The following is a 13,146-nucleotide window of genomic DNA, read 5'->3' as shown; positions in this document are numbered from 1 at the left end:
TATGTCGAGCCAACCATTTTTAATTATCATACCTGCCTTCAATGAAGAAGAAAATATTGGCAATGTGCTTGCCGGTTTGCTGGACGTAGGGTTAGCGGCCGAGATTCTTGTCGTGAATGATGGTTCGCGCGACCGCACCGAAGAGGTCGCCAGGCGCTATCCAGTTACGGTAATTACGCATCCGGTTAATCTCGGGTACGGTGCTGCGCTTCAGACGGGCTACAAGTATGCGACGGAGAAAGGCTATCCTTATATCCTCCAATTCGACTCCGACGGACAACATAATCCAAACGATCTGTCCCGTATTATGTACGAGCTGCAGAAGGGCGATGCCGACATCGTCATGGGATCGCGGTTTCTTGAGGAGAGCAGCGGATTCGATACGGGATTTGTGAAAGGAGCCGGTATCCGTTTCTTTCGCTTATTAATCCAAAAGCTGACCGGTACCCGGATTACAGACCCGACATCGGGGCTTCGCGGCGTCTCCAGCAGCGTATTCAACTTTTACTCGATACGCGACCGCTTTCCGGCGGATTTCCCGGATGCGGATATTTTGATTCAGCAGCTGCTGATGAAGTACAGGGTGAAGGAAGTCCCCGCGCATATGCGCCAGCGGGAAGCGGGCGTTTCCATGCACGCGGGTCTCAAGCCGGTCATCTACGTACTGCAAATTATGCTCAGCATAAGTATCGTTATTATTAGCCATAAGCTGACGAAGAAGGTGTCGTGAGAAGATGGATTATAATTTAAAATGGTTCATTTTGCTTTGCGGCATTACGTTCTCCGGAGCCATTATCCGTCTGCTGCTGCGAAAAAGAATTAGCTCCCGCAACTCGGTAGCATGGCTGCTGAGCGTCGCTGTTATCCTGATCCTCTCGGCGAATCCGGGCTGGTTCGACAGGCTCGCAGGACTCCTTGGCGTCAGTTATCCTCCGTCGCTGCTCTTTCTGTTCTCAACCTTGGTGCTGCTCGTAATCGTGCTTTACCAGTCGATGCAAATCTCCGTATTGAATGAAAAGCTGCGCCAGCTCGCTCAGCATGTCGCGCTTCTGGACAAGGAACGCGTTATGATGCGGAGCGTGGAATCGAAAGGGATAGGCCAGGACAATTGACACTGCTTTGCCTGTCAAGGAAAGGGGGAACATTTATGCTCAAATGGACTGATATTATATTATCGAACGCAGCCCTTTATTTGCTTCCGGCCTTAACCGTATTGCTAGCGCTCGCTGTATTGCTTGTTATCGGCCTGTTTCGCCGGATACGAAGAAAGTCGGAGCGCCTCGAGCTGGTTGAACGCATGATCAAGCTCATGCAGCCGGAAGCGGGACTGGAGAATAACCTCAATCTTTTTCTGGAAGTGATCGGCTCTATTATTGAGGCTTACGGCTATGCTTTCTATATTCGGGATCCGAAAACCGGAAACTTTGTACTGAAAGCCGTTCGTCACGAGCGGCGCGATCCGGGCCAGGCGGAACCTTCGTACAGCGGGCTAGCGCCGTATCAGAAAGAGGTGTATCTGCCTCCGCTCAGCTTGAAGGTGGATGAGTCTGCTCAGCATTCCGGGATTATATATGAAGGCGAAGTACCGCTGCTCCATCTGCCTATGGACGGCGGAAATGGAGTCATTCGAGTTGGTCCGATCGCGCGTGTGCCGAAGAAAAAAATGGAGCTGCTGCGATTTCTTGTGGAATTAATGCCTCGTATGCTGGATGTGCTTATCGAGTCGGAGCGGCTTTATCTCAAAGCTGACGTCGTGGAAACTTCCAGTCATGCGCTTCAGGCGGTCAGCTCCATGGCAATGGATTCTGAAGCTGTCATGCAGAAAACGTTCAGTATGTCTGCAAGTGCTCTCGGCATGTCGGGAGGCTGCCTGCTCGTATCGAGCGGGGGGAGCGTTGAGATGCCCGTATTCTTCGGATGGCCGCAGCAAACCGCGCGCAGAATCGCCGATTCGTCGAATTTGTCGATGCTCCTCCAGCTGATCGGCAAGCAGGAGCTTGTCCTATGGAATAATAAGGTCCCGCAGTTCGAGCAGGTTCTCTCGATTCTGGGACATTCGGGCGATGAGCTTATCATCGCCGGCAAGCTGCCGCTTCCGGGTAAACAAGCGTGGTTTGTGAGCGGCTTTCCGCGTCTCTCGTCTGCAGATTTAACAGCGGACCAGCTCAGTACGACGGTGAAGATGATGACCCGTCAGCTCGCTCAGTTAATGGGGATACAGGAGCGGATGAAGTCTTTCGGACATACCTATACGGAGTTTCTCAAGCTGCTCGCCGGCACGATTGACGATTTGAGCCCGTATACGGTCGGCTATTCAGAGATGATGAGCCGGTATTCGATTATTATCGCCAAGGAAATGGGGCTTCCCGCCGACCAGATCCGAAATATTGGCATTGCTGCTTATTTGAGCAATATTGGCGTCCTCGGGCTTTCGGAGGATCTGTATTTGAAGGATGGAAAGTTCACCGAAGTGGAATTTGAGAAAATGAAGCTCCATGCTGAGGTAGGTGCGGCCATCGTCGAAATGACGATCGGCAGCAAAGAAATCGCTGAGTATATAAGGTGCCACCATGAACGGATGGACGGGAACGGATATCCGGCCGGCCTTCGTGGCGAGGCCATACCGGTTGGAGCCCGCATTCTATCGGTCGTTCAGATGTTTCTGGCCAAAATAAACGGGCGAAAGTATCGTGATCCGCTCCCTTTCGATAAAGCCATTAAGCTGATGGAGTCGCTCGCGGGCACGCAGCTTGATGAGAAAGTCGTGCAAACGTTCGTCCGCTGGTTTGCGGCGAAACGGAAGGGTCCGGAGCTCGGCGGCCGGGCTTTAGGCGCCTGCTATGACATGGGCTGTACGCCTTCCGATATTTGCCGTGTATGTCCCGCATACAGTCAGCCGGAAAAAAATTGTTGGGAAGTGGAAGGCAACAACTGCCAGGCGCACGGAAAGTCCTGCGGAACCTGTTTTGTTTACACGGAAACCTTATCCAGGAGTAAAGCGGTATGAACCGTATTGCCGTAACATCCGGATTATAAGCGATTGTAACCGCCGCTTGGGCTTGTCCAATGAAGGAAGCCGTTTCGTTCGGCTGTTTTTTGGATTCGCGGATCGGCCTGATCGGAAACGGACAATACCGATAAACCGCTTTTTTTATGGCGGGCAAGAGCTTTCATCCAGTGCCTGGACCAGTCGCTTGCAAGCGTATCGGCTTCGAGCCCCTCCCAGAGAAAGCCGTCAAGCAGTCCTGAGCACGGTTCAAGCTGCTTAAACCCGCGGTTTTGCAGCCATTTCAGCTCGGTATGCCGTCCGCCCGCAACTGCGAGGAAGGAGCGGTAAGCAGCAGTCATTTCATCTTGAAGCGCTGGAGGAACATAATCCTCAATGTCGCCTACCGTATCAAGGAAAATCCCGTTCAGGTTATACGACCCGGTTATTTCATCCAATTCCGCAAGCAGCAGGCTGCGATAACCGGGAGAGCGCAAATCCATTAAGACGGAGTTCCATTGTTCGAAGTGTATTGGCTTTCCGTTCTCAGTCATGATGTCGGTTGAGGAGATAGCGGCGGTCCGCTTCCGGTTCCAATCCGGCGTTTCCATTACGGATAAATAACCGTAAACCTCCGTACCGGAGGAACGGATATCGGAAATTTCGTCCGGCTGCCATTGCTGCAGCTCGATTATCGCAAGATCGGCCTCCTTGAGCCGTCTTTTCGTTTCGGGACTTGCGGGGCCGTAGTAGATGAGGAATGACTGGATTGGGCCCAGGCGGCCTAACTGTTTCACTTTCCTGCTTCCAAACATGCTTCTTACACCTCCGATTCATCTTCGTTCAAGTATAGCAAATCGTTGATAATTAATGATCATAGCCGGTGTTCAGGTTTAATGAGGAGGGGTAATCTTGGCTACAGTCTTATGCACAAACGGACTGCTCAGCAAAACGCTGGCCGTCGTGCGCTCAATGGGAAAGCATGGCATTCGTACGATCGTTGGTGAAAAAACGCGTTATCACGCCAGCGGATTTTCTAAATATGCGGACAAAACGGTCGTATATCCTGATCCAGCCCTATATCCGGAGCAATTCTATAAATGGTTATGCGAGACGATTAATCGGGAAAAGGTTGATTTCCTATTTCCGATGGACGACGATGTTATGGTTGTGATCATCTCCAAGCAGGAAGAGTTGAAGAAGCTGTGCCGCATTCTTGTTCCATCCCTGGAAAGTTACCGGGTGGCGGCGGATAAGTCTTTAACGATGCGTCTTGCCGAAGAGAGAAATGTCCCTTATCCCCGTACGGCAGAAACTTCCTTTGGACCGCAATTCAACCCGGATGAGCTGCTGGCTGTGACCGCGGCAATGGATTATCCGCTCTGTATCAAACCCCGGGTAGGTTCAGGCTCGCGCGGAGTCAGATTCGCAAATGATGCCGGTGAGCTTGTTTTATTATTTCAAGAGATTCACCGCAGCTATCCTAATCCTCTTATTCAGGAAGCCATTTCATATGGGGGGAAATACGGCGTATGCCTATGCTACGATTCTAATCATACGGTACGGGCCGCTTTTGTTCAAAAAGAGGTTCGGAACTTCCCTGAAGAACGGGGACCGAGTGTCGTTCAAGAGAGCATTTACGATGAGAAGATGCTTGACTACACGAAGCGGCTTATGGACGGGATCCCTTGGCTTGGCGTCGTCGAGGTTGACTATATGATCGATTCCCGTACCGGGGAGCCCAAGCTAATGGAAATCAATCCGAGATATTGGGCCTCGCTGAACTTAGCTTTAGAAAGTGGTGTCGACTTTCCGTGGATGCATTATCAGTTAGGAATGGATGCCGAAGCGGATACAATGCTTACGTACAAGGCCGGCGTTTTTGGCAGACAGCTTCTTCCGGGTGATGTACTGCATTTCCTGGCGAGCAAGAATAGATGGCGGTTAGATCCCCCGTTTTTTACCGCAAAATTAAAAGACGACATCATTTCCCGGGATGATCCATGGCCTACCGTTGGTTTTCTGGTATCCGCTCTTCGGTATTGTCTGGATTTGAAAATGTGGAAGTTTATTATTACCCGCTAATTTTTAAAATAAGTAAGGAGAATCATGCGCGGCTGCCTTAAGATGGATAACCCGCATGAAACAAAAACGATGAAAAAATGGAACAAATCGCTGATTATTATAGCGGGAGCCCTTGTTGTTATCGGGATTGCGCTGTATGGCGGTATCAGCTTATATACGAAATTGAATAAAGTGACTGAATTACATACTCGTTTGGATGAAGCTGCCGGGAAACCGGAAACGAAGCCGACGCAGGAGGAAGTGCAGGAGTCGGTGCAAGTGCAAGAGCCCTCGCAAGAGTCTTTGCTTACGCCAGCGGAAGCACCTCAGCTTGCTCCTGCTGCCACTTTGGCACCTGATCAACCATCTGGTTACGCGGACGAGGGCCAGAAGCCGGTGGAAGATGCTGCGTCTGCGGAGGACAAAGCCCGGAAGAAAAAAGAGATTGATGCTTCGGTTACAGCGAAATTGCGGCAGCTGAAGTCTTCTTGTCAAGCAAGAAGCAACAGCTTGGCGAGCCAAATCGCACAAGAGCTTGGGGGAGATGACGAAGCAGCGGCTAAGACTATCCAGAGCAAATATTTGGACAAGGTTTTTTCCGCCGAAGCCGGTTGCGATGCCAAGTTTAATCAATTGATAAGCAATGCCCAAAGCGAGTATAAGGCGGCCGGTCTAGGCGATCAATCCTTGCCTGATTGGAGCTCGCAATATGAGAGCGCGAAGGCGGATGCTAGAGCCGATGCGCTTGCTGTTATTGCAAACTCGCTAAACTAATTAGCTCTATTATTCGAAGGAGGCCCAATGAATAAGTCACGTGTACTTTCTATTTTTCTAGCAGTTATGATGCTATCATCTGTACTGGCTGCCACTGTATCTGCAGCAACCACGGCTGTTAAAACAAAAACGCAGCCGATTAACCTGCAATTTGACGGACAGGCGCTTAAGCTGCCGGACGGTCAATATTCGTTTATTTATCAAGGACGTACATATGTCCCGATTCGCTACATTTCCTATGCGCTGCAGAAATCGGTGAACTGGGATGGCAAGAAAGCTACAGTCTCTGAGCCTACGGAACAGGAGCTTGCTGCGCTGAAGAAGCAGCTGCAAACTGCATCCGATGGCAGTCAGAAGCCGCAAGCGAGCGTTGAAATTACGATTCAGCCTGTAAAAGCAGCGCTGGTATTCGATGGGAAGGCAGCGCCTTTTCCGGCAGGCCAGCCGCTGTTCAATTATAAAGGCTCCATCTATGTGCCGCTTCGCTTCTTAGCGGAGTCGGTGGGGACGCAGATCGACTTTGATCCCGCGACGAAGACGGTGAACGGCCAGTCTGATGCATATCGGGCTGAGCAAGGTGCTGGCAGCGGGGGTATTCTTATTCCGGGAACGGGCGGCGGCATAGGTGGTGTTGGCGGCGATGCGGTTAAGCTGCCGTATGGGCAAATTATAGCAGAAGCCGAAACAAAGCTTGCTGCGCTGGAAAGCGGCTGCAAAGCAACTTTAATGAATATTGGCTTGAAATATGTAGCGGCATCGGATGCGGCTGTTCAAGCGCAGCTGAAGGCTCAGGGGCTTCAAGAGATAGACAACTGCACTGCGAAGTTTGAGGTCATTATGTCGGATACAACAGCTAAGCTGACGGCAAACGGCTACAGTACGGCTGTTATCGCTGAATATCGCAAACTCTTCAAGGAAGAACTTGAGGCTGGCAGAGATATTGCGGAGAGCATGGGTTACCGGCCGATTCCTCAATGACCGGATAAATAGCAAGCTTTACAATTATAAGAGAGGGCAGCAGCGAAGTCGCATTGACTTCTCTACTGTCTTTTTTTTGTATTCAGCCATGGAGAGACGACGACAACAGAGCGTCCTGTCATAGGGAGAAACAATTGTTGGGGAATTGTAAAAAATAACGCATTTTATTAATGAAAACCCTACCATAGTACTAAAATTTGCATTACACTATCATTACAAAGTATCCTATTTCATACAATAGTGGCAATGCAGGGGACTATGGGCGGGGGGAGATCCATGATCAGAGAAAGCGTTCTGCAAAAAATCAAGCTAGAGCAAACGATCGAGCTACTGCGACAGGATATGGTTGAAAAGCTGTTAATGAGCGGATCTTACCAGTCTGATGAAGTGTTAGGGGCCAGCCAAGCGTTGGATCGTATTCTCAATTGCTACGATTGCGTACGATATGGGAGAGAGTGCGGGAAAAAAGCGAATTGTGCAGCATTTTCATTTCCGTTTATCGGAAATTAATGCTATTTAAATATACGTTTTCGTTTGTGCTTCTTAAATTTATACCAATAATGGCCAGCTTCATCTTTGAAAATACGTATTCCAAACAACTTTAATGGCGTGGAAAGTTCGGTAAACATCAAATAGCTGGACATTACGCTCACCTCGGTTCACTTCTTACTAGCCATAATATCAAACTTTAAGTGTATTGACTATATGGAAATAGTTCTTTTATACTACCTTCCGAAAAGTGATGTTTTAGCCTACACATTCACCTGAATTTTGCTTGTGCGCGTATTTCAAGTATGATAGAGGGAAAGAAGGCTGCTTTGCAGGAGGTGCAGGGAAATTGAACAAATCTATGAAATGGCTACCGACTTTACTATGGGGCCTGTTGTTTACGGGCTGGCTCGCGCTCTTATTTATGTTTTCGTCCCAGTCCTATGAGCAGCAAACCATTCAACCGTTTTTGCTCAGCCACTTTGATTATCATCAGCTTGTGAGATGGCTGCCCGACATTACGATTAAGTATCGGACCAGCGTATTTAATTCACATCAAAATCCATATAACTTCATTGAATTTCTGTTTCGCAAAGGTGCGCATTTGTTCGTGTATGCGACGTTCGCTGCCGTGCTGTTTATGTTCATGCGTTCGCTGAGCCGCGGGCGTTGGTTTTTTTCGATAGTCGTTACGCTTCTGGTTACGATTGCCGTTCCGGCTCTGGACGAATGGAATCAGCTAAGTTCGCATGAGCGTACGGGAAACCCGACGGATGTTGTGCTTGATTTTACAGGGGGATGTGCGGGCTTGCTTGTCTGCTTGTGTATTTTAGGGTTGATTAAGCTCTTTAGAAGACGAGGGCAGCAGTCTATCAAATCTTGAAGGCGGGATTTGTTAACAGATAGAGGCCTATCACGCACCCGCTGCAGCACTAGCATATCCGCGTGGAGCTTGAATGGTTTATGATGGATAATGTTTACAATATTTATACGAATCGGATACATGCGTTTAATATTCCTTTTGTATGATATAGCTTGGCCAAGCACGAGAAGATTGGTGCGGGGTACTTGCTGGATCTCAGGGGGAAATAAAAGTGAGTTTTAGACGTAAAAATACACGCAAATCGTTTCAAGTGCTTGTGGCCGGGTTATTAATGGTATCCTGCTTGGCCCAATTCGAAGCGGTATCCGCGGAGGAGCCGGAGACTGCGGATTTTGAAATGCAGAAAATCGCAGGCTACAGCAGCGGTGCGGCATTTGATGAGGGCGGTACGGAAATCGTCGCGTACGACTGGGCAGCGAAGCGTGCTTATTCGACCAATTCGGCTGAGAAGGCCATTGATATAATTGATCTGTCCAAAATAGGGACGGAAGCGGACATTCCGCGTTTGGACCGCGTGGCGGTGTCGGAGTTTAAAATAGCGGGCTTCACGCCAGACGGCATTACGAGCGTCGCTGTTCATCCATCGGGACAATATATTGCGGCTTCCGTACCGTCCGTACCGCGCACGGATAACGGGAAGATCGTCTTTATGGATTTGAATGGAACGCCGCTTAGCTCGGTAACGGTTGGCGCGCTGCCGGATATGGTGACCTTCACGCCAGACGGCAGACAGCTGCTCGTAGCGAACGAAGGAGAGCCGGCAAGCGATTATTTGGTTGATCCGGAAGGCTCGGTATCGATCGTGGATGTGACAGGCGACATCGCGTCGCTCACGGATACGAATGTAACGACTGCCGGCTTCGGCGGAGTGTCGGTACCAGAAGGTGTGCGGGTGTTCGAAGGGCTTCCTGCGGCATCGGCGAAATTTCCTAATGTAACGCCGTCTACGCCGGCCTGGCATTTTGAGCCGGAATTCATTACGGTATCGGCGGACAGCAAGGTTGCCTATGTTTCCTTGCAGGAAAACAATGCACTTGGTGTTGTGGACTTGGGCACAAAGCAAGTAACCGAGATCCGCTCATTCGGCTATAAGGATCACTCGTTGCCGGGTAACGGCATCGATGCTTCCGATAAAGACAGCAGCATTGACATTAAGCCGGTTCCGGTTCTCGGCATGTATATGCCCGACGGTATGGCGATGCTGGAGAGCGGCGGAAAATCGTATATTTTAACCGCAAATGAGGGCGATGTGCGCGAGTATGATGCGTATTCTGAAGTGGAGCGCGTGAAAAACCGGAATGGGAAGATTGCGCTTAACGCGGAGTTTTATAAAGGCTATGATCAAGCTCAGCTTGATACGATGCTGACGGATGGTACGTTCTCTGCAGATGACAAGCTGGGCCGGTTGAACGTCACGACCGCAAGCGGATGGAATGCGGGAACGCAAAAATATGACAGGCTGTTCGCTTTTGGCGCACGCTCCTTCTCGATCTGGGATGCGGCAACCGGGTCGCAGGTTTTTGACAGCGGGGATGACTTTGAGAGAGAAACGGCTCAGCTGAACCCGGATTATTTTAACGTATCGAACAGCAACAATACAAAAGACAACCGCAGCGACGACAAGGGGCCGGAGCCGGAGTACGTAGAGGTCGGCAAGATTGGCGCTCAGACGTTTGCGTTCATCGGGCTTGAGCGGACGAGCGGAATTATGGTTTATGATATTACGAATCCGCTGGAACCGAAGTACGTCTCGTTCGTAACGAGCCGTGATTTCACGGGTGGACCGACTGCGGTGCCGGCAGGCGATGTTGCGCCGGAGGGCCTTAAGTTCGTGCCGGCAGCGAAGAGTCCGACGGGCAAGCCTCTGCTTCTTGCCGCGCATGAGGTATCGGGTACGATTGCGGTATATGAAATTTCGAATCCTGTAGAGCCGGTTGTAACGCCTGCTCCAGCGCCGGCAGGGCCAAGCTCGACACCGGTTCCTTCGCCATCAACGGGGCCAAGAGAGGTTGCGATAACCGCTGATGAATTTGCCAAGCAATTGAACGGGCTAACCGCAGCCAAGAATGAGCTGAAGATTGATGCAGGCAAGCTGGATGCCGCAGGGGTTGCAGTGGTGCTGCCGGCATCGGTCAGAGAAGCGGCAAAGTCGCATCCTAAACTGGTTATTGCGATTCAAGGCAGTACCGCAGCGTATGAGCTGCCTCTGGCAGCCGTTGCATGGGACGAAATTGAACAGTCGCTCGGCAGTCCTGCCTTTACGCTGCGGTTGGAAATAAAGCCTGTTGCGGGTGAAGCAGGCGGAGTTATCGGGCAGGCGGCAGTTAAGCAGGGCGTTAAGCAGCTCGGTAATGCTGTGGAGTTCTCGCTCGTTGCCGAAAGCGCATCAGGGAATAAGGTGAATATTACGTCGTTCGGCAGCACTTACGTGCAGCGGAGCATGACCATTGATGGCGCGGTGAATACGGAACAGACAACAGTCGTACGTTATGACGGCAATACGGGTCAGCTTACATTCGTACCCTCCCTTTTTATTCAAGGCAGTGATGGAACTACACAAGCTGTCATTAAACGTACCGGAAACAGCTCATATGCGGTCGTAAACGGAAGCCGGACCTTCGCTGACGTGCAAACGCATTGGGCGAAGAGCGCCATAGAGTCGCTTGCAGCCAAGCAAATCGTAAATGGGGCTGATGCGAAGCATTTCCAGCCGAACAGCGCGGTTACACGCGCACAATTCACGGCATTAATCGTTCGTGCGCTAGGCATTAATGAAACGGCTGGGACAGGGGCTTTCTCAGATGTAAGCAGCAGTAAATGGTATGCGGGAGCAATCCGGACGGCGGTTCAGGCCGGCTTGATTAGCGGCTACGAGGATGGGACCTTCCGTCCAACTCAAACGATTTCCCGGCAGGAGATTGCCGTAATCGTGATGAAAGCAGTGAGCTTCGCAGGAGTGAATGCTGCTGCAGGCGGCGATAAGCAGCTTGCAGGCTTCCGGGATGCTGCTCAAATTGCTGACTGGGCGAAGCAAGCGGTCGCGGGAGCGGCGGAGGCAGCCATTGTGGAAGGGTCACAAGCTGGCGAGTTCGCCCCTTCAGCATCCGCAACGCGTGCCGAAGCGGTGACGATGCTTCAAAGAATGCTTAAGCATGTGAAATTCATTAACTAGGGAATAGAAATTTGAGTAGGAATAAGAGAATCCAACTCTATCCTGCACATTTACAATAGCACGCATGCAATTTCGGTGGCAGGTAGACTAAGAGGCGTTTATGCTGTACTTCGTACAGCATAGACGCCTCTGCTTGTATAAAATGGCCTTCTATCCTGCGTCAGTACAATATAGCTATCTAATATTTAACCCATTAAAGAAGTATAAGCACCTTGATGTTCTTGCAGTCGACAAACGATGGTTAACTTGAACGCTGTATGAGCGAAACTGTGCCAATAGCAGTTTTTCGGAGTTTCGCCCACGCTGATTTCCAGCTGTAAGCTTATTAATGTTCGGTCGAACCAGACTTTTATTGTCTGAAATAAATAGTTGCGGACAAAGCAGGTTGCTATCCGATATAATTGTCTTTATGAAAATATAAGAATCTATAAACTTCAAACTTGTGATAAACTTATATATCACCGCTATGGCGGGCTTTTTCCGGCAAGGAAGGGGTTAGCTTTTTACGGTTGCTATAAAGAATAGGTAAGTATAAGGGGAGTAAAAGCTTGCAGCGCTATGAAGAATTAGATTCATTGAGAGGATTGGCGGCACTTGCCGTTATGGTGGGGCATTTCTTAATGGTATTTACGCCAATCGTGCAAAATACATCCGGATTAGGCTTTTTAGAGTATCCGCTTAACCTGCTTAAATATACGCCGCTGCATGCTGTATGGGGAGGACATGAGGCAGTCATCATGTTTTTTCTGCTGAGCGGATTCGTGCTTTCTTTGCCTTTCTTCCATAATCGCCAGCAAACGTACGCGAAATATGTGATCAAGCGGATCTGCCGTATTTACATTCCGTTTCTTGTTGCTTTGTTCATTGCGATTATGATGAGAGAAGCTGTCTATGTATCGAAGCTGACGGACTTAACAAGCTACTACAACAACCTGTGGGTGATACCGCCGGATTCAAGCTCCATTATTCATCATCTGCTATTTGTCGGAAACTATAATACGACGAGGTATGATCCGATTTTGTGGACACTCGTCCATGAGATGCGCATCTCGTTATTATTCCCGTTTATTATGTTTGCTATTGTAAAGGGCGGCTGGAAAATCGGGCTGCCGCTTGCGCTGGCTTTGTCCTATGGCGCTGAAGTTTTGCTCGCCAATTTCGAGACGCGCTACATGACAAACTTTGTGGTGTCGCTTCATTATGCTTCATTTTTTATCGTGGGGGCGCTGCTTGCGAAGTATCAGAAGGAGCTGAAGGCGGCATTTTCGCGGTTGAATGGCTGGGGGGCATTACTGCTTCTTGTCGCTGCGCTCTGTAGCTACTCATTCAAATGGATCGGCTACAGCGAAGATTTCCACGAGATGTTTATGCCGCATCGCGGCGATTGGATGACAGCTATCGGCGCTTCGATCTTCATTGTGGCGGCTGTATCATCCGTTCGTTTATCGCGGCAGCTGCAGCGCAAGCCGTTGTTATTTTTGGGCAAAATCTCTTACAGCCTCTACTTGTATCATATGATCGTCTTGTTATCGCTCATTCATCTGTTGAATGGCGAGCTCGATACACCGCTTATCGTTATACTTGCATTCGTCGCATCGTTCGGAGCGGGAGCGCTAAGCTACTATTTCGTAGAACTGCCGTCCATTCGTTTGGGTAAGCGTCTCACGAGCTGGGGCAAGAAGCCGGTCATCGCTGCTGGAAGCCGCAGTGACGGCGCATCATCCTCAATGTGATGAAAGAAAGTTGAATAGTAGAAGGGGACGGCTCTCTATGCGGGGCCGTTCCTTTTTTTTATTTGAA

11 protein-coding genes are annotated in these 13,146 nt (G+C 49.9%); 10 read left to right on the top strand and 1 reads right to left on the bottom strand.

Annotated elements, in window-relative coordinates:
• Position 1: 1 nt before the first annotated feature.
• Genes AC0YNZ_RS16800 through AC0YNZ_RS16790 form a run of 3 tightly spaced genes read left to right on the top strand, consistent with a single transcriptional unit; the run spans position 2 to position 3,007 of the window.
• Positions 2 to 730, top strand: a complete 729-nt coding sequence (locus AC0YNZ_RS16800; protein ID WP_475827700.1) for a glycosyltransferase family 2 protein — start codon at positions 2 to 4, stop codon at positions 728 to 730.
• A 4-nt stretch (positions 731 to 734) separates the two neighbouring features.
• Complete coding sequence (locus AC0YNZ_RS16795) at positions 735 to 1,112, top strand: DUF2304 domain-containing protein (RefSeq protein ID WP_475827699.1); 378 nt, start codon at positions 735 to 737, stop codon at positions 1,110 to 1,112.
• A gap of 35 nt (positions 1,113 to 1,147) precedes the next feature.
• Positions 1,148 to 3,007, top strand: coding sequence for an HD-GYP domain-containing protein (locus tag AC0YNZ_RS16790; protein ID WP_475827698.1), 1,860 nt, complete (start codon positions 1,148 to 1,150; stop codon positions 3,005 to 3,007).
• Between the two features lie 23 nt (positions 3,008 to 3,030).
• Here the strand turns inward: AC0YNZ_RS16790 and AC0YNZ_RS16785 are convergent, their stop codons facing one another.
• Complete coding sequence (locus AC0YNZ_RS16785) at positions 3,031 to 3,801, bottom strand: hypothetical protein (protein WP_475827697.1); 771 nt, start codon at positions 3,799 to 3,801, stop codon at positions 3,031 to 3,033.
• A gap of 97 nt (positions 3,802 to 3,898) precedes the next feature.
• Here AC0YNZ_RS16785 and AC0YNZ_RS16780 point away from each other — a divergent pair, with 97 nt between their 5' ends.
• The 7 genes from AC0YNZ_RS16780 (at position 3,899) to AC0YNZ_RS16750 (ending at position 13,079) form a co-directional block, all read left to right on the top strand.
• Entirely contained in the window at positions 3,899 to 5,071 is a 1,173-nt protein-coding gene (locus tag AC0YNZ_RS16780) for a carboxylate--amine ligase (protein WP_475827696.1), read from the top strand.
• Positions 5,072 to 5,113: 42 nt separating this feature from the next.
• Entirely contained in the window at positions 5,114 to 5,824 is a 711-nt protein-coding gene (locus tag AC0YNZ_RS16775) for a hypothetical protein (protein ID WP_475827695.1), read from the top strand.
• A 27-nt stretch (positions 5,825 to 5,851) separates the two neighbouring features.
• Positions 5,852 to 6,802 carry a copper amine oxidase N-terminal domain-containing protein gene (locus tag AC0YNZ_RS16770; RefSeq protein ID WP_475827694.1) on the top strand — a complete coding sequence of 317 codons (951 nt, stop codon included), beginning with the start codon at positions 5,852 to 5,854 and terminating at the stop codon, positions 6,800 to 6,802.
• Positions 6,803 to 7,078: 276 nt separating this feature from the next.
• Positions 7,079 to 7,312, top strand: a complete 234-nt coding sequence (locus AC0YNZ_RS16765) for an aspartyl-phosphate phosphatase Spo0E family protein (protein WP_475827693.1) — start codon at positions 7,079 to 7,081, stop codon at positions 7,310 to 7,312.
• A 328-nt stretch (positions 7,313 to 7,640) separates the two neighbouring features.
• The gene (locus AC0YNZ_RS16760; protein ID WP_475827692.1) at positions 7,641 to 8,174 is read left to right on the top strand and encodes a VanZ family protein; all 534 of its coding nucleotides are present in this window, start codon (positions 7,641 to 7,643) and stop codon (positions 8,172 to 8,174) included.
• Positions 8,175 to 8,385: 211 nt separating this feature from the next.
• Entirely contained in the window at positions 8,386 to 11,346 is a 2,961-nt protein-coding gene (locus AC0YNZ_RS16755; RefSeq protein ID WP_475827691.1) for a choice-of-anchor I family protein, read from the top strand.
• 548 nt (positions 11,347 to 11,894) lie between these two features.
• A complete protein-coding gene (locus AC0YNZ_RS16750) occupies positions 11,895 to 13,079 on the top strand; it encodes an acyltransferase family protein (protein WP_475827690.1) in 1,185 nt (394 codons plus the stop codon).
• Positions 13,080 to 13,146: the final 67 nt, after the last annotated feature.

The sequence above is a fragment of the Paenibacillus sp. J2L1-98 genome, from assembly GCF_056269405.1.
Note: the sequence above shows the minus strand (reverse complement) of the source record. Positions and strands in the feature narration are given on the sequence as shown.

Coding starts and splice junctions, on each gene's coding strand:
- AC0YNZ_RS16785 (WP_475827697.1), bottom strand. CDS start 3,801: ATGTTTGGAAGCAGGAAAGTGAAACAGTTAGGCCGCCTGGGCCCAATC.
- AC0YNZ_RS16775 (WP_475827695.1), top strand. CDS start 5,114: ATGGATAACCCGCATGAAACAAAAACGATGAAAAAATGGAACAAATCG.
- AC0YNZ_RS16770 (WP_475827694.1), top strand. CDS start 5,852: ATGAATAAGTCACGTGTACTTTCTATTTTTCTAGCAGTTATGATGCTA.
- AC0YNZ_RS16795 (WP_475827699.1), top strand. CDS start 735: ATGGATTATAATTTAAAATGGTTCATTTTGCTTTGCGGCATTACGTTC.
- AC0YNZ_RS16790 (WP_475827698.1), top strand. CDS start 1,148: ATGCTCAAATGGACTGATATTATATTATCGAACGCAGCCCTTTATTTG.
- AC0YNZ_RS16800 (WP_475827700.1), top strand. CDS start 2: ATGTCGAGCCAACCATTTTTAATTATCATACCTGCCTTCAATGAAGAA.
- AC0YNZ_RS16765 (WP_475827693.1), top strand. CDS start 7,079: ATGATCAGAGAAAGCGTTCTGCAAAAAATCAAGCTAGAGCAAACGATC.